The sequence below is a fragment of the Psychrobacter sp. P11F6 genome, assembly GCF_001435295.1.
In the GTDB taxonomy this organism is placed as follows: Bacteria; Pseudomonadota; Gammaproteobacteria; order Pseudomonadales; family Moraxellaceae; genus Psychrobacter.
Window position 1 is genome coordinate 657,473 of record NZ_CM003594.1, and the last position, 16,991, is coordinate 674,463.

General features: G+C 41.2%; 14 protein-coding genes. 10 read left to right on the forward strand and 4 right to left on the reverse strand.

The window, feature by feature from the left end; translation table 11 throughout:
* Positions 1–213 precede the first annotated feature (213 nt).
* The 3 genes from AK822_RS02705 (at position 214) to AK822_RS02715 (ending at position 2,850) form a co-directional block, all read left to right on the forward strand.
* A complete protein-coding gene (locus AK822_RS02705) occupies positions 214–768 on the forward strand; it encodes a fasciclin domain-containing protein (protein WP_060490483.1) in 555 nt (184 codons plus the stop codon).
* Between the two features lie 342 nt (positions 769–1,110).
* Complete coding sequence (locus AK822_RS14805; RefSeq protein WP_157292346.1) at positions 1,111–2,061, forward strand: fasciclin domain-containing protein; 951 nt, start codon at positions 1,111–1,113, stop codon at positions 2,059–2,061.
* A gap of 183 nt (positions 2,062–2,244) precedes the next feature.
* Complete coding sequence (locus tag AK822_RS02715) at positions 2,245–2,850, forward strand: fasciclin domain-containing protein (RefSeq protein ID WP_060490484.1); 606 nt, start codon at positions 2,245–2,247, stop codon at positions 2,848–2,850.
* Between the two features lie 358 nt (positions 2,851–3,208).
* Here the strand turns inward: AK822_RS02715 and AK822_RS02720 are convergent, their stop codons facing one another.
* Entirely contained in the window at positions 3,209–4,756 is a 1,548-nt protein-coding gene (locus tag AK822_RS02720) for an alanine/glycine:cation symporter family protein (protein ID WP_055125213.1), read from the reverse strand.
* A gap of 1,194 nt (positions 4,757–5,950) precedes the next feature.
* Here AK822_RS02720 and AK822_RS02725 point away from each other — a divergent pair.
* The 4 genes from AK822_RS02725 to AK822_RS02740 all read left to right on the forward strand — a co-directional run bounded on the left by AK822_RS02725 (position 5,951) and on the right by AK822_RS02740 (position 9,817).
* On the forward strand, positions 5,951–6,583 hold the full coding sequence (locus AK822_RS02725; RefSeq protein WP_045456163.1) for a LemA family protein: 633 nt from the start codon (positions 5,951–5,953) through the stop codon (positions 6,581–6,583).
* A 261-nt stretch (positions 6,584–6,844) separates the two neighbouring features.
* Positions 6,845–8,008, forward strand: coding sequence for a TPM domain-containing protein (locus AK822_RS02730; RefSeq protein ID WP_060490485.1), 1,164 nt, complete (start codon positions 6,845–6,847; stop codon positions 8,006–8,008).
* Between the two features lie 74 nt (positions 8,009–8,082).
* A complete protein-coding gene (locus tag AK822_RS02735; RefSeq protein WP_045456157.1) occupies positions 8,083–8,607 on the forward strand; it encodes a TPM domain-containing protein in 525 nt (174 codons plus the stop codon).
* A 211-nt stretch (positions 8,608–8,818) separates the two neighbouring features.
* Complete coding sequence (locus tag AK822_RS02740; protein WP_060490486.1) at positions 8,819–9,817, forward strand: adenosine deaminase; 999 nt, start codon at positions 8,819–8,821, stop codon at positions 9,815–9,817.
* A 113-nt stretch (positions 9,818–9,930) separates the two neighbouring features.
* Here the strand turns inward: AK822_RS02740 and AK822_RS02745 are convergent, their stop codons facing one another.
* On the reverse strand, positions 9,931–10,731 hold the full coding sequence (locus AK822_RS02745) for an NAD-dependent deacylase (RefSeq protein WP_060490487.1): 801 nt from the start codon (positions 10,729–10,731) through the stop codon (positions 9,931–9,933).
* Between the two features lie 35 nt (positions 10,732–10,766).
* Between AK822_RS02745 and AK822_RS02750 the strand changes: the two genes are divergently transcribed.
* Positions 10,767–11,135, forward strand: coding sequence for a hypothetical protein (locus tag AK822_RS02750; RefSeq protein ID WP_045454568.1), 369 nt, complete (start codon positions 10,767–10,769; stop codon positions 11,133–11,135).
* 340 nt (positions 11,136–11,475) lie between these two features.
* Here AK822_RS02750 and AK822_RS02755 read toward each other — a convergent pair whose 3' ends face one another.
* A complete protein-coding gene (locus AK822_RS02755) occupies positions 11,476–11,769 on the reverse strand; it encodes a contact-dependent growth inhibition system immunity protein (RefSeq protein WP_060490488.1) in 294 nt (97 codons plus the stop codon).
* Positions 11,770–11,808: 39 nt separating this feature from the next.
* Entirely contained in the window at positions 11,809–12,465 is a 657-nt protein-coding gene (locus AK822_RS02760; RefSeq protein ID WP_060490489.1) for a hypothetical protein, read from the reverse strand.
* Between the two features lie 424 nt (positions 12,466–12,889).
* On the opposite strand from AK822_RS02760, the gene AK822_RS02765 reads away from it, so the two are divergent.
* Positions 12,890–15,313, forward strand: a complete 2,424-nt coding sequence (locus AK822_RS02765) for a type I restriction-modification system subunit M (RefSeq protein ID WP_060490490.1) — start codon at positions 12,890–12,892, stop codon at positions 15,311–15,313.
* A complete protein-coding gene (locus tag AK822_RS02770) occupies positions 15,313–16,674 on the forward strand; it encodes a restriction endonuclease subunit S (RefSeq protein ID WP_060490491.1) in 1,362 nt (453 codons plus the stop codon). Before AK822_RS02765 ends, AK822_RS02770 begins: the two co-directional genes overlap by 1 nt.
* Positions 16,675–16,991: the final 317 nt, after the last annotated feature.

Below are 16,991 nucleotides of genomic sequence, written 5' to 3' on the forward strand. Positions count from 1 at the left end.
AGGAATTGATAAAGCTTGGTTATATGTTAATTTAATTTCAGAAGTATTGGTGTTTCGTAAGCAATACTTACTAGTAAATGTTAATAGTTGTATTAGTGACATCTAACATTTATCACTATTATTAGCGCTAGTATTTGCTATAAGGGAAGACGATCTAATCTGCAAGACAGTTATAGAAAAGTCAATAAATACTTAATCATTAAGGATAATGTTATGAAGCTTACTAAAATTGCTACCATCGGTACATTAGCACTCTCAATCGCTGGTTTGAGCGCTTGTAATAATATGATGCCAAGCAAAAGCGCAGCGATGAAAGCACCTATGCACAGTCAATCTATGGCAAAAATGAATGTGGTACAAGTTGCCCAAAGTAATCCTGACTTCTCGCTACTGGTCGAAGCCGTCGTAGCGGCAGATTTGGCGGGTGCTTTGTCTAACCCGAATGCAAACTATACAATATTTGCGCCGACCAATGCCGCATTTGTACAAGTTCTGCAAGAAACAGGCATGAGCAAAGCACAACTATTTGCCAACAAGCCACTATTGACTAAGATTTTAGGCTATCACGTGATTAACGGTGCTGCGCCAGTATATGCGAAAGACGTTAAACCGGGCAATATTACTATGTTTAGTAAAGATACTCTGATGGTCACCAATCAGGGCAAATTGATGGACGAAAATGGTCGTGCTACCAATATCATAAAAACCGATATTGCTGCTAATAACGGCGTAGTACATGTTATCGATAGAGTATTACTGCCCAAATAAGATTGATCTCAAAATTACAGCTAAAGAATTATATCCCTATTACTTTGTATGATGCAGTTGGTATGAGTACCAGCTACCGTCTTTGATGACATGATTGTTAAATACACGCTATTTTAATTGCCAACTGTCTTAGATGAATCTCCTTTAGATGACACTGCTGGCATTTAGAATGTTTGAGATATTTTTTAAGCGTGTCATCATTATTGTTTAACACTACGACAATAAACGACAGTCATCTTTGTTTCTTGTTGAAAGCTTTGATCATTTAACAATTTCAATCATTCGACGGATGCTACTGACAAAGTAGATGGTTCATCTGAACTCATACATAAGGATATACTCATGCTAAAAAGAACCCTATTATCTCTGGCGCTTGCCATGACCGTTTTGCCGCTAGCCGCTTGTAATGACGACGACAATGATTTTTCAGTTGTTGTAGAAGCGCCAACACAAAATATTGCAGAAATTGCTGCTGAAAATAAAGATCTAACCATTCTTAATGCTGCGTTAAAGGCATCTGGACTTGATAAAGTTTTGATGTCATCAGAGGACGAATTTACTGTATTTGCACCTACTGATGCTGCATTTGCTGAATTATTGGAAGAGCTCGATGTGACATCAGAAGAGTTATTGGCTGACAAAGAGCTATTAACCATGGTCTTAACTTATCATGTTATCCCCAATATGACAGTCAAAGCTGCTGACATTCCTTATGGCGACAGTATCGAAACAGTCAATGGTCAAGCGTTCTCTATTAGTGATGCCAATGTCATTATGGATGCAAGTGGGGATACCTCTAAAATTATCAAAACAGATGTATTAGCCACTAATGGCGTCATTCACCTCATTGACGACGTACTGTTACCTACTGACAAGTCTATAGTGGATCTAGCCGTTGCCACAGAGGATCTCAGTATCCTCAAAGAAGCAGTGGTAGCAGCAGGATTGGCTGATGCCCTGGCTGATGAAGATGCTGACCTTACCGTCTTTGCACCAAACAATGCCGCTTTTGCTAAATTATTAGCTGAACTTGAGATAAGTAAAGAACAGCTATTACAAGATAAGCCGTTGTTGACGAAAGTGCTCACCTATCACGTGATTGAAGACGATCGCGTCTTTGCCTCTGAAATTATGGCAGGCAGTCAAGAGATGCTAGAAGGCAGCAGCATCACATTTGACGCTAAAAAACAAATTACCGACGAGAGAAATCGTACCTCTAATATCGTGACAGCGAATATACAAGCGAACAATGGAGTTGTACACGTGATCGATACAGTGTTGCTACCTAAGTAAGCATTAATCCGAAATTAATCAGTTAAAATTATAGTTATTGGTATAGCAGAGGTGACATTATTACTATTGTTTAGTTGCTATCATTTGCAACAGATAAGTGGTTCGCTGTTATATACATTAACTGGGTTAAGTTATTTGTTAAACGAGTCACTTAACAGACCATCCCTTTATAAGGAAATACTTATGTTGAAGAAAAACTTACTTTCTATTGCTGTCGTTACAGCTGCCATGTCATTAGCCGCTTGTAATGATAAAGAAGCAGCTACTGATCCTGTTGAGCCTGAAGTGACTACTGAAGAAGTGGTTGTAGAGCCCGTTGCCGAAGTTGAGCCAATGACTGAATCTGATCCAATGGCCGATACTGCTGCGACGCAAAGCATTGCTGAAATAGCAGCTAGCAACGAAAATCTAACGATTCTAACGGCTGCATTACAAGCTGCTGGCTTAGATACAATGATGATGGATGCTGGGACTTATACGGTATTTGCACCAACTGATGATGCATTTGCTCCTGTTTTAGAGAAGCTAGGCGTTACTAAAGAAGAGCTATTAGCCGATACAGATCTACTGAAAAAAGTACTTCCGTATCACGTAGTGCCTATGGTCGTTATGGCAGCTGACATTCCTTATGGTACTGATGTTGCTACTGTAAATGGTGCTACTATCAATATTAGCGATGCTAATGTCATCACTGATGCGACTGGTAACACGGCTAATATTACTGGTACAGATATCATGGCAACGAACGGTGTGGTTCACACTATCGATGCAGTATTGATGCCTGAGTAAGTTGTTTCTATAGCCTCTTTATTGATGATTAATGAATTATTTAAATAATGACGTCGAAGGAGCCTAGCTATTGAGCTGGGCTTTTTTGCGTTTGGGGGATACCTAATGTTTACCATAGCATTGATATAAGTCAGTCGCATGAAAACGGTTCAATGTAGTGGAGAGTAAGATAAATAGCCTCTCATTGGTTCACACTAATGCAAGTCTAAAGAGTAATGATGACTTATGTAAGATATCTATTGAAGGCTTATGAATGCAAAGGTTTGAAACAAAAAAGCCCGAAACGATTGTTTCGGGCTTTTGTTTTGGAGGTTTGAATAACAATTATGTTAAAGAATAGTAGCTACGTTATAGAATATTACTTATGCTCTTTACGTAGTGGATCTGCTGCCATTCTTTGTTGCTCTTTTAGATGACGCTCTTCCCAATAAGGGGCGTTTTTGATGCCGAATTTTGCAGGATCAAAACTGTAGCGCTCAACACCTGCTTTACGCTGTGCTTCATAGTCTTTTAGCATGGTAAGTGTTGGACGAGCCACAATGAAGATGACCAAAATACCAACGATGTTCAACCAAGCCATAAGCCCAACACCAATATCACCAATAGCCCAGATGTAGCCAGCTGAGTTTAGGCCGCCGTAAGCAACCATCACCATGATTAAGATTTTGACTAAGAATAGACCAGTCTTGTTGGCACTGCGACCGACAAAGCGCGTTAGATAAGCAACGTTCACTTCGGCGATGTAGTAGTAAGCCAAGATAGTGGTAAAGGCAAAGAAGAAGACAGCAATAGCGATAAAGGTGTTACCAAAACCACCATAAACAGATTCCATCGCCATTTGCGTGAATGCAGGGGCGTTGATTTCAGTGGTAGCAGCGACATTCTGTACGATGAACTGACCGTCTGGTAATGTACCTTGAATGTTATAGGTACCCATGGTTAGGATCATGAAGGCAGTAGCAGAACATACTAATAGGGTATCGACATATACTGAGAATGCCTGAACCAAACCCTGCTGTGATGGATGCTCAACTTCAGCAGCAGCAGCAGCATGAGGACCTGTACCTTGACCTGCTTCATTTGAGTAAATACCACGTTTTACGCCCCAACCAATCGCTGCACCAAAACCTGCTTGAGCAGTAAATGCATCGCTAACGATTAGACCGAATACTTGTGGAATCATATCAAAGTTAGTAAACATGATGATCAGTGCAAGAACGATATAGCCCAATGCCATAAAAGGAACGGCATACTCGGTAAACGTTGCGATACGCTTGATACCACCAAAAATGATAATACCTAATACCACAAGGATAATGGCTAAGGCTACTAGACGCATTGAGCCAACTTCTAAGGCGCCAATGCTCATAACAGACCCTTCGCCCATTACCTGTGCGAAAGCATTGATAACGCCGTTTGCCTGTACACCTGGTAAAAATATACCACAAGCGAGGATAGATGAGATTGCAAAGAGAATGCCATACCATTTTTGGCCAAGTGCGCGCTCAAAATAGTAAGCTGGGCCACCGCGATATTCGCCAGTGATGACATCTTTTTCTTTGTAAATCTGTGCGAGCGTAGACTCAACATAAGCAGTAGATGCGCCTAAGAAGGCCACGACCCACATCCAAAATACGGCACCTGGGCCACCGAAGCCGATAGCCGCAGCTACCCCAGCGATGTTACCCATACCCACGCGTCCTGCGAGTGATACGGCAAGTGCCTGAAATGATGAAATACCTTGATCACTAGATTTACCAGTAAAGAGTAATTTGATCATTTCACCGAACAGACGCACTTGTACGAAGCGCGTCATAATGGAATAAAATAGGCCCGCGCCCAAGCACAGATAGATCAGTGCGGGGCTCCAGATAATTCCGTTTACTAAGTTAACTAAACCTTCCATATGTATATTCCTAGTACTGTCTCAAAGTGGCTCTGTATGCTAGGAGTAAGCTAACTGGTTAACTTACTTATTTAAGTTAAGCAGTTAAATTATCTACATTGACTCATGTATATCCGTTAAGTCTCATACGCGCTTAGCCACTAAGAATGGACTGTAGTTGTCTGTAGTTATCCGCTTGGTTTATCAGTAATATTGACGGTTTGCTTATGCTTATTACCGATGATATGTGTATCAGCATAGTTGCAAGGCGTAAGCTGTCTCAATTACTGCGACATTTATCTTATCACTTAATATCTGAGATGAATGTTCAGTAGACCAATGGATAAAACAGGCGGTTATAATATTAAATACTTATCATGCCGATAGCATTCAACTTTTTGTGAGCGGTATCGATTGACTACAGGGTTGGTGTGGCTGATTGAAACGATTAAGCGAATCTCTAATAATTGAGTAATATTTTACATAGAAATCAACAACTCGCTAATACTAATCAAGCCATAAGTCCACTACCAAATGTATTCAAACCGTACGGCTACGTAACTGCAATTTGCCATATTTTTGTAGTAATTACTAGAATTTTCTTTGTACAGAAGCATATATATTCATATTGAGTCAGGCAGATATGACTATAAATAACGATAAAATATCGCATGTTTTGACCGTTGTTAGATATCGAAACAATAGATAAAGCCACATCGACTACACAAAAACAGAGCAGTCATTCATCGCTTATCTGTCACTCCTCTATACTGGATAAGGTATGCACTAAAGATAATGCCAGTGGTTCGATGATATTTGTGAGGTAGATGTTGTCAATGATAGATAATAAAAACAAGCAATAGTCATGGGCTAGCAGTGTGGTTTTGCGGTTGTGTTTTAGTAACGGCTAATTGTAAAAATACTGAGATAGCGCCATCATTGTGTAAGATATCTTATCCTATAGTTTCGTTTCGTTGATAAGACGAGATCATAGGGCGGCATACGATTGCTATCGTACTCATTAACTGCTTTTTTTATGTTTAGTGTGGCTTTAATATAAGTGATGTGCCTTTATTATAAAAAATATAAGGCTTCAATATAAATAGATATACATTTGCATGACCTCATTTATCAGCTTCAAAATACAAGCTTTAAAAAATTATTAAAAAAGTGTTACTGGTTATTTATTATTTACCATTATTAGGAGAAACAATGATGACGCGTCAATCAATTGTAAAACCCATATTGCTCGCGGCCGTGTTAGCGACGTCTACCGTCGGTCTAAGCGGTTGTGGCTACAACAACCTGCAAGCTCAAGATGAGCAAGTTACCGCGTCGTGGTCAGAAGTGGTGAACCAATATCAACGCCGCGCTGATTTGGTACCAAACTTAGTCAAAGTCGTGCAGCAGTATGCTGAGCAAGAACAAGAAGTGTTTACTCAAGTAGCTGAGGCACGCTCTCGTGCTGGTAGCATTACGGTGACGCCAGAAGTACTGAATGATCCAGAAGCGATGGAGCGTTATGCAGCGGCACAGGAACAGATGACAGGTGCATTATCACGTTTGATGGCTGTCTCTGAACGTTATCCTGAGTTAAAGTCAGATGCTTTGTTCCAAGACTTACAAGCCCAGCTCGAAGGCACTGAAAACCGTATTGCCGTCGCTCGTAACCGTTATATTCAAGAAGTGCAAAGCTATAATACGACGGTGCGCCAATTCCCAACCAACATTACAGCAAAAGTATTTGGTATGAATGCCAAGCCAAACTTTAGCGTGGCGAATGAAGACGCTATTTCAACCGCACCAAGTGTTGACTTCGGTGATGATAAGTCAGCGACAGCTGAGTAGTGATGATTAAATAGAGATGAAAACAGAGCGGGATTTGCCGCTCTGTTTGTTTACATTTTTATCGTTTAGCTTAGTTAGCCACTAGTTTGCTTAGCCACATTTTTAAAGGTATTGATGGATATGAATGCCTATTAAATGAATATCAAATCCAAAAAGTACGATTAGTTATGTCAAATTTGGTTTTTTTGCTATGCTAATTTTTGTGAATGGTCTCACGTAGATTCACTCAGTACAGATGTCACTTGAGGTGGTATAGATTAGATGAACAATTCAAAAGCAATCCTATCAGTATTACTATTCACACTCAGCATCAGTAGTGCGTCTGTGTTGTATGCTGCGCCTAATGAAGCCATTGATAGTACCTCAGACATGCAAAGTCGTAGTGTTGAGGATTTGGTAGCGATTGCCAAAGCGGGCGAGTCTAATGAAGCGATCAATGACGCTGTATTGGGTAACGAAGCCATTAATGATGCCATTTTAGGTAATGAGGCGATCAACCCTAATGTGGCTAATAATGAGGCAACAGTTGGGTCAACAGCCACGAATCCTTCTCCTATACAGTCAAATGCACCCAGTGTCGATGCCGATAAACTCATATTAAATAACCCTGTCGTTGATCAGGCTAATATTCTAAATCCGCAAGAAAAACAGCGTCTAGAGGCGCAGCTTAGAAATATTTATCAGCAAGGTCTTGCCCAAGCAGCGGTGGTTATCGTGCCTACGACCCATGGCGTCCCTATCTTTGACTATGCTCTACAAGTAGCTGAGAAGTGGCAGCTGGGCAATAAAGACATCGATGATGGCTTACTCATGGTAGTCGCCGTCAATGACCGTGATATGTACATTTTGACGGGTTATGGACTAGAAGGTGTCTTACCAGATGCTGCCGTCAATCGTATTATTCGTGAAGATATCACGCCGTTATTTAAGCAAAATAACTATGGCGCTGGGATAATAGCTGGCGTTGACGCGCTCAAAACGCGGCTGACTGCTGATCCTGAGGTATTGGCTCGTGCCGATGCGCAAGCAGCCGAGCGTAGTGCACAACAAGGTTCAGACGAGCTACCATCGCCCATATTTTTATTCATCATGGCAATGATATTTGGAAGCTTTATTACCAGTATTTTTGGTCGTGTATTTGGTTCTATTATTACTGCTGGTGGGTTTTTTGCGGGATCGTTAGCCTTAGGCGGTGGGTTTTTTATGACCGTTATCATGGCTATCTTCTTATGGCTATTTTTGATTTCACGAGGTGGCGGCGGTGGTGGTAAAGGTGGATCTGGAGGCGGTCGTAGAGGCGGCGGTATGATATTCCTACCTGGTATGGGCGGTGGCGGCGGCTCTGGCGGTGGTGGTTTTGGCGGCGGTGGCTTCGGTGGTGGAGGCGGCGGTTTTGGCGGCGGCGGTGCTGGTGGCTCGTGGTAGACGCTTGGTAGATGCTTAAGTAAGAACGGATACTAAACGACCGTCAGCAATGACGTATTTGAGGAAATAGTAAAATGTCAGAAAACAACGCGTCAAATCCCAGTTTTGCCCGCTGGTGGCGTCAAGTCTTATTTATTCCTATATTGCATAGTAAATGGTTAACAGCAGCGGCCAAAGCACGTTTGACAGACGAGGTGACCCGTGCAGAGCGAGGGCATCGCGGTGAGGTGTTTTTGATTGTAGAAAACCATCTGCCGATTCAAGAGGCGTACTATATTGGCTGTCGCGAACGTGCGATTGAGCTGTTTAGTGAGTATCGAGTTTGGGATACTGAAGAGAATACGGGCGTCTTGGTGTATGTCAATATTTGCGAGCATCAGTTAGAGATTGTAGCTGATCGTGGTATCAGTGCTCATGTCAGCCCCACCGTTTGGCGGGCAATGTGTGATAAGGCTGTGTCGGGTATTGCCAATCAAAAAACCGAAGAAAGCCTAGCTGAATTGTTAGATGAAGTTGGGCAAGTGCTGCGTCAGTATTATCATTTGGAGCAGGATCCAGCGGGTAACGAGTTGTCTGATACTGTGGTGTTTCTGAAGTAGCGTTGATGAGGGAATCTGATGGCTTGTTATTTTGCTAGCATCGTGTTCTTTTATAGGGTTTCGGCATCAATTACAATATAATAGCGCCTCTAGAAATCGAGGGTGACTGATATATTGCTCAAGCGTCTATACAGGCTTTGCCTTTATAAAGGCACTTCTCAAAAGCACTTCTCAAAAGTACTCTACTACAAAAAGCCGTCACTGGAATCCTATGATTGATTTAATAAAGAAATTACCAAAAGCTGAGCTGCATTTACATATTGAAGGCTCACTAGAACCTGAGCTGATGTTTAGATTGGCCAAAAAGAACCAGATAGAGATTCCCTATAAAAACATAGAAGATGTGCGCAACGCCTACAACTTCACCAACTTGCAAACCTTTTTAGATATCTACTATGCAGGCGCAAATGTCCTGATCACTAAAGATGATTTTTATGATTTAACGTGGGAATATATACTTAAGTGTGTTGAAGATAACGTCATTCACACAGAGATATTTTTTGACCCGCAGACGCATACTGAACGAGGCATACCTTTTGAAGTGGTGATAACAGGCATCAAAGAAGCGCTTGCAGATGCCAAAGAAAAATATGGTATCACCTCTTGTATTATCATGTGTTTCCTAAGGCATTTATCGCAAGAAGAAGCGTTTGAGACCTTAGAGCAAGCACTGGTATTCAAAGATGACATCATCGGTGTCGGTCTTGATTCGTCAGAGCTGGGCAATCCACCATCGAAATTCAAAGATGTCTTCAAAAAAGCTAAAGAAGCAGGTTTTAAGCTGGTCGCCCATGCTGGTGAAGAGGCAGATTTTTCGTACATTTATGAAGCACTGGACTTATTAAATATCAATAGAATCGATCATGGTGTGCAATCGATAAAAAGCCCAGAGTTGATGCAAAGACTGAAAGATGAGCAAATGCCGCTGACCGTTTGCCCGAACTCAAATATTGAGCTGAAAGTCTTTGATCATTACAAAGAACACAATATCAAAGAGCTGCTAGATTATGGTCTAAATATCACCATAAACTCAGACGACCCAGCCTATTTCAAAGGTTATATGAATCAGAACTTTATAAATATATGCGAAAATTTACCGCTAACAGAAGATGATGTTGTTACTTTGGTAAAGAACTCCTTTAATGCCTCATTTATTAGTGATGAATTAAAAGCAGCATATTTGGCGAAAGTTGATCTGGCACTAAAGTAAATCAACTATGACTAGGTTTTAGTATTCAAGGCTTAACGGTTGATATCAATCGTTAAGCCTTTTCTTTTTTACACGGTATGCTTTTTAGGTTCAAGCGACTTAAGTTTAAGCGACTACAGCGCAGTGATTTTCTGGATTAATAACGGCATAATCACACCAGCTTTTTCTGCTAAGGGGATATCCACAATAGTATTCGGCGTGGGATTGGGATTTATCTCAATAATTTTGGCACCATTTTGCGTCGCTAACTGTGCGAGTCCAGCGGCAGGATAGACGAGACTGGAGGTGCCAATGCTGATAAATACCTCGCAGTTCGCCGCCGCATCTTCTGCCGTTTGCCATGCTTGTACTGGTAATGCTTCGCCAAACCAAACGATATCTGGTCTGATATAGCCATCGCAATGGCGACAGGTCATCAGTGTGTCATCAAAATTGATTGTATCCTCGCTATGATACGAACCCCTCGATTGACTTTGGCAGACTGTCTCGCATTGACTACAGCGGTTATGCCACAGATTGCCATGCAAATGAGTTACCGTACTGCCAGCTTGCTCATGTAAATCATCAACATTTTGAGTGATAAGCGTTAATGATTGGTTGGACGACTGAGTATGGTATTGCCACTGCGCTAAGGCAACATGTGCAGGATTCGGTTTTTTATCTGCGACCAATTGCCTGCGCCATTGATACCATGACCACACCAGTTTTGGATCACGAGTGAAAGCCTCAGGTGTCGCCAAGTCTTCGACACCATAGTTTTCCCACAAGCCTGTTTGCTTATCTCGAAAAGTTGGAATGCCACTTTCGGCTGAAATCCCTGCACCCGTTAAGATGCAAATATGCTGTTTGGATGTCAATAATTTAGCAGCAAGTTCTACTTCTGCTATTAACGCTGGTGATAATTCTGCTAACATGAGCCAACCCTTGCTAATAATGGATATCTCTTCTAATGATAGATGGAATTTGGTGGCTTGTCATATTGTTTGCCGTTATTGCCGCTTTATGGTTGTTGGCAAAGTCACGCGGCGTAAAAGTGGGTGAGACAATTCATAATAAATCGTCTAAAAGCGTGAAAAAACCTATTAATGACGACCTGCAAAAAACCTCCGTGCTGATCAAACAGTATTTTCCTGATTATCGAGTCACACGCAAGACCAATCATTTATTGCTCAGTAAACAAGATAAAAAAATTGCAATGATTACGATGGATAAGAAAATTGCTTCAGGTCAGCGCCTGTTGGGTAACGTGCCCGTGATTAATTATCATCGTGTGCCTAACCGTGCCCAGCTAGCAGCTAATTTGCAGCAAGCAGAATAGGCGAGTGTTATAAGCAAAATACCCATCATATAAGAAAAGTGTCTATCAATAGACGAGCATGCACGGCGAAATCCGCAAACATTTTGAGCGCGGATTTGATAGATATTCAAGATTTAGGGTAATGCTAAGGAAGGATAAAACAAATATTATAAATACGATGATTGGTGCGCTCGGCGGGAGTCAATCATTTATGGTAAGTATTTGATATTAAATAGTTTTAAATAAATTATTAATTATATGTACAACGTTATGTACAACATTCTAATATCGTTACTCTCGGCTTATAACTTGGAAGCTTACTCATAGCTACTTACAAAATAATTATGCTGATGAAAGTCAATTATCTAATTTCAGCCATTAGCGTCTTATAAGCTGACTCAATCCATGCTTGCTCACTAGCATAACCATTGAATAATGGATCGAAATCAAAAGTATTGTTTTCAAAAACTTTTTTTGCTAAATCATTGGCCAATATATACTCGAGGTCTTGAACTAAGCTATTTAAGATATCTAGATTTTCCTTACTCGCAAAATGAATGAGAACATCTGCGTCATTCACTTTTAGATCAGAATACTCCGCCCACCAACTTTGATAGAAGTAGGCGTTCATTAGATATATAAATGTATTTATCATGATGTCTTCTGTAGAGAATCTTCGCTAACTTATTATTCTTTATCTGCAAGCTAATTCTACTGCTTGCAATGCGGAGTCTCCATAACTATCAAGCATATCAGTAATCTGACAGCCTTCATCAGAACACTTCAATGAAAAGTCCTTGTAGTTGTTAAATTCACTGTCTCTAATATCTTCATCACCGTCAAGCAAGATACTAGCGCGCACATTACCATTATCTAGCACCTTATATTTTACATCAGCCGCTTCATCTATTGAATAGCCGTTCCCCACGCTCAAGTTCAAGATATAACGAACTTCACTACAGTCTGAAATTTCATCAGCATACCCATCATAAGTATTCATAGAATCCGCTTTAACAAGAGCAATCGCATTTTGTAAGTCTTTATCTGCGTAAGCAAATAACGTATCTAAGTCTTCAGCGTTAGGGTTATTTTTTAACGAAAGCACAGCATCGCGATATAAAAATTTAATGATGTCTTTTTTATGATTATCATTACTAACTGTTTCAGCTGGTTCTTCAGGAGCGTTTTCAATTTTTTCAAGAGTTGGTGTGTTCACCTTATTATTAGCTTGAATTTCGCTTTTTTCAGGCGCTTGATCGTTACGGCTATTATCGGTTTGATTGCTGGTACTATCACAAGCTGATAATAAAAGGGCAGTCACTAAAGATAGGGTGAAGCCAATTCTTTTCATAGAGTAATCCTAATATAATTTTGAAAATGATAAGTGAATATATCTGCTATCGCGCAAATGTGCTCGCTTCGCGCACATTATTGCTCATTTTCGCGCGTTTTTACCTTTTTTAAATAAAATAAAAATATAAGTCATTGTATTTATTAGCTATTAAATTATAAAAAACTTTTATTGCGCGCGAAAATGGGGCAAAGGGCGCGCAACAACGAGCACAATAATGGCAATTCTGGAGTAAGGTGCAACTGGTGTCCGAGCTATTAGCGAATTGGGCTATTATCTATAATAAGCTTCTATACTCATTACCTGACATCCTTATAACTCACCTATGGAACTGATATAATCCCAAGCGTTTTATCGGTATTCCTATATTTTGGTTTATCCTTATAAGTTTTACTTTATCAGCCTCAAATAATAAGACTCTCCTATGACGACCAAAAACTTCTCTCAAACAGCGGCTTTCATCTGGTCTGTCGCTGATCTATTACGTGGTGACTTTAAGCAATCTCAATACGGCCGTATCATCTTGCCATTCACACTACTGCGCCGCCTAGAGTGCGTATTAGCGGACACCAAAGCTGCTGTAGTTGCTGAGAGTGAGCGTATCGCTGAAAAAGGTCTGCCAGAGGAAGCACAAGAGAAGTTCATCATTCGTGCCAGCAAGCATGCGTTTTATAATACTTCGCCCATGGATTTGAGCAAGATGGGTCAGAGCGATATTAAAGACAACTTAAATACTTACGTGCAATCCTTCTCAAAAGACGCGCGTGAGATATTTGAGCACTTTAAGTTTGGAGAGTTTGTCGGTCAGCTGGCGGATGCCAATTTGCTATATAAAGTGGTGCAGAAGTTCGCCAATACCGATCTTAGCCCTAACGCTATCTCTAACCATGAAATGGGCTTTGTGTTTGAAGAACTGATCCGCCGCTTTGCTGAGAGCTCGAACGAAACTGCAGGGGAGCATTTTACTCCGCGTGATATCGTTCGCCTGACGACTTCATTGGTGTTTATGGAAGATGATGATGCGCTGACCAAAGACGGCATTATTCGCACCATTTATGACCCTACGGCAGGTACGGGCGGTTTCCTATCCTCTGGTATGGAATACGTGCTAGAGCTTAACCCTGATGCGGTCATGCGTACCTATGGGCAAGAGCTCAACCCTGAGTCTTATGCCATCTGCAAAGCCGATATGCTGATTAAAGGGCAAGAGGTGAATAACATTAAACTGGGCAATACCTTGTCTAGTGATCAGCTGGTCGCTGAGAAGTTTGACTACATGCTATCGAATCCGCCGTTTGGGGTGGATTGGAAAAAGATATCAGGTGAGATCAACGACGAGCATACACAAAAAGGCTTTGATGGTCGCTTTGGGGCGGGCTTGCCGCGCGTGTCTGACGGCTCGCTATTGTTCTTGATGCATCTGATTAGCAAGATGCGTCCGATTGTCAGTACTGGACAAGGCGAGAATGAAGCGGCTGATAGCAGCACTCTAAACAGCGCAAACAGCAATCAAGGCAGCCGTATCGGTATTATCTTAAATGGGTCACCGCTATTCACAGGCGGCGCAGGCAGTGGCGAGAGTGAGATTCGCCGCTACATCTTAGTGGCTGATTTACTTGAGGCCATTATAGCCCTACCGACCGATATGTTCTATAACACGGGCATTGCCACCTATGTATGGGTGCTAAGCAATAAGAAAGCGGATGAGCGCCGTGGCAAGGTGCAATTAATCGATGGTAGCAATCTATACAGCAAGATGCGTAAATCACTGGGCTCTAAGCGTAATGAGATGAGTGAAGACGATATTAAAACCATTACCAAAAGCTTCGGTAACTTTGAGGTGGTCGATGCGCGCGTACTCGATAAACCAGAGGAAGTAAAATCGAACCGTGGTCGTCAATCTGCCAATCCTAAAGCTGAGCCTGCCAAAACCTTTGCTAGTAAGATATTTGCCACCCATGAGTTTGGCTATCGCCGTATCACTATTGAGCGTCCATTGCGTTTATCTGCCAAGCTATCTGATGACGCCATTGAAAGCCTACGCTATGCAGCTAAACCTTTTGATATGGTCATGCCAGCGCTATATGAGAAGTTTGGTAGCGACTGGGCTACTGATAATAACAGTGACAGCGATAACAATAGCTATGGTGATTTATCAGCGGTGACGGTTGATGCGCGTGCGATGATAAAGGCGGACTTTAGCGAGCTGAAAGAAGCCCAAGTCAAAGACGTGCTTGATGTCAAGATATGGCAAACGCAACTTACGCTGATGAATAAAGCCAAGGCATTACAAGCGGCTATTGGTGACCGCCAATCCGATGACTTTAATGAGTTCGATAAAGTCTTTAAACAAGCATTAAAAGATACTGATGTGAATTTGGATGCTAAAGAAAAGAAACAACTACTAGATGCGATCACTTGGAAAAATCCTGAAGCAGAACCGGTCATCAAAAAAGCGGTCAAGGTTGCTAATCCGCTCTATGGTGCGTTTAGTTATAAACCTACCACGACTAATCAAAAAGCAGACAAGCCTGCCAAAATCGTTGAGTTCCAAACCGATAGCGACCTACGCGATTATGAAAACGTGCCGCTTGATCCAAGCATGACCACCACCGCGCTGATTGAAAGTTACTTCGCTCGTGAAGTGCAGCCGCATGTACCAGATGCGTGGATTAACGCCGATAAGACAGATGCTATCGATGAAGAGGTCGGCATTGTGGGCTTTGAAATCCCTTTTAACCGTCACTTCTATGTGTATGAGCCACCGCGCGCGCTTGCCGAGATTGATGCGGACTTGGATGCGGTCAGTAGCGAGATTATGCAGTTATTGGGTGAGGTGCACTCGTAATGGCGAAATACGAGCAGTATGCAGAATATCAGGATTCTGGGGTTGAGTGGTTGGGGAGGATACCAAGTCATTGGGACGTTGTACCTATAAAACATCTAGCAATTCTTAATCCAAAAAAGTCTACGCTATCTCAAGATTTAATGTCTGATGAATGTAGTTTTGTGCCAATGGAAAAGCTTAAATTCAACAGTCTTGTTTTAGATGAAAAAAAAGTCATAAAAGACGTTTATGACGGTTATACCTATTTTGAAAATGGAGATATTCTAGTTGCAAAAGTGACTCCGTGTTTTGAAAATAATAACACTACTATAGCTAACGACCTTATCAACGGGGTTGGTTTTGGATCGTCTGAAATATTCGTTTTACGAGTTAATGATAAGGTTAATAACCGTTACCTATTCTATCGTTTACTAGAAACCATATTTATTAGTGTAGCTACAGCTGCTATGACAGGTGCTGGAGGATTGCGACGTGTTCCTGCTGAGACCATTAATACATATCCGATAGCTGTTCCTGACATTAATGAACAAACCCAAATTGCCAACTTCCTCGACCATGAAACAGCCCACATCGATACCTTAATCGAAAAACAGCAAACCCTTATCCAATTGTTAAAAGAAAAGCGCCAAGCCGTGATTAGTCATGCGGTGACCAAAGGCTTGAATCCTGATGCACCGATGAAAGATTCGGGTGTGGAATGGTTGGGGAGCGTGCCGGAGCATTGGGAGGTTAAAAGAATTAAACATTATGGAAAAATTATGGGAGGTTTTGCTTTCAAAAGCGATGATTTTATTGACTCAGGTTATCCTGTTTTAAAAATATCAAATGTGTCACATCTTCAACTGAATTTTGATGATGAGTCTTTTCTGCCGTTATCCTTTGTAGAAAAGCATTTAGAGTATAAAGTTGAAGAGAACGATTTGGTTTTTGCTATGACTCGTCCTATTATTTCAGGAGGCATAAAAGTTGCAAAAATACCGAAGCTAGAAGCTATGCCTTTAGTTAATCAGAGAGTGGGTTTTTTAAAGCTCAAATCAGAGCTGTTAGCCGATTTTATCTTGTATTCTTCATTAAGTAGCAGCTTTAAAGCACAGTTCAAAAATAATATGACTATTACCAATCAGCCTAATATTTCTGGTGAAGGGATTGAGTCAGTGGCATTGCCTATGCCACCTAAAAATGAATTGGTTGAAATAGTTGATTTTCTGAATAATAGTGAAACAGTTTTTCAAAATTTATCCATCAAATCAGAACAGCAAGTCGAGTTGCTTAAAGAACGCCGCACCGCTTTAATATCTGCTGCGGTTACGGGTAAGATTGATGTGAGGGGTTGGAGGGCAGCTGACAATAAAACTTCGTAATGTACGACTAAAATTACGAGCTATAAGAGTACTTTATTAAAGTTGACTGGCATAGGTATGAAAGTTATGAAAAGATTACTATTGATACTATTAGGAATAGGTACAGCCCAAGCGAGTGGCGCTGTCGAAACTACCTTTCAACCAAATAACACTTTGACCCACACGACTAGCAATGATTCTACTTCTGCAAGTTATGGTTCTAGTCGCAATCTCTATAGCACTAAGAGCGGTGATCATATATATATACTAATGAAGAAATCAGTAAAGCGATTGATAATTTAAGTGCTCATGCAAAGCAACAAAAATATCAACTTGCC

Bases quoted from the DNA above. Each gene is read 5' to 3' on its own strand.
- AK822_RS02705 (WP_060490483.1), top strand. From the start codon at position 214: ATGAAGCTTACTAAAATTGCTACCATCGGTACATTAGCACTCTCAATC.
- AK822_RS14805 (WP_157292346.1), top strand. From the start codon at position 1,111: ATGCTAAAAAGAACCCTATTATCTCTGGCGCTTGCCATGACCGTTTTG.
- AK822_RS02715 (WP_060490484.1), top strand. From the start codon at position 2,245: ATGTTGAAGAAAAACTTACTTTCTATTGCTGTCGTTACAGCTGCCATG.
- AK822_RS02720 (WP_055125213.1), bottom strand. From the start codon at position 4,756: ATGGAAGGTTTAGTTAACTTAGTAAACGGAATTATCTGGAGCCCCGCA.
- AK822_RS02725 (WP_045456163.1), top strand. From the start codon at position 5,951: ATGACGCGTCAATCAATTGTAAAACCCATATTGCTCGCGGCCGTGTTA.
- AK822_RS02730 (WP_060490485.1), top strand. From the start codon at position 6,845: ATGAACAATTCAAAAGCAATCCTATCAGTATTACTATTCACACTCAGC.
- AK822_RS02735 (WP_045456157.1), top strand. From the start codon at position 8,083: ATGTCAGAAAACAACGCGTCAAATCCCAGTTTTGCCCGCTGGTGGCGT.
- AK822_RS02740 (WP_060490486.1), top strand. From the start codon at position 8,819: ATGATTGATTTAATAAAGAAATTACCAAAAGCTGAGCTGCATTTACAT.
- AK822_RS02745 (WP_060490487.1), bottom strand. From the start codon at position 10,731: ATGTTAGCAGAATTATCACCAGCGTTAATAGCAGAAGTAGAACTTGCT.
- AK822_RS02750 (WP_045454568.1), top strand. From the start codon at position 10,767: ATGATAGATGGAATTTGGTGGCTTGTCATATTGTTTGCCGTTATTGCC.
- AK822_RS02755 (WP_060490488.1), bottom strand. From the start codon at position 11,769: ATGATAAATACATTTATATATCTAATGAACGCCTACTTCTATCAAAGT.
- AK822_RS02760 (WP_060490489.1), bottom strand. From the start codon at position 12,465: ATGAAAAGAATTGGCTTCACCCTATCTTTAGTGACTGCCCTTTTATTA.
- AK822_RS02765 (WP_060490490.1), top strand. From the start codon at position 12,890: ATGACGACCAAAAACTTCTCTCAAACAGCGGCTTTCATCTGGTCTGTC.
- AK822_RS02770 (WP_060490491.1), top strand. From the start codon at position 15,313: ATGGCGAAATACGAGCAGTATGCAGAATATCAGGATTCTGGGGTTGAG.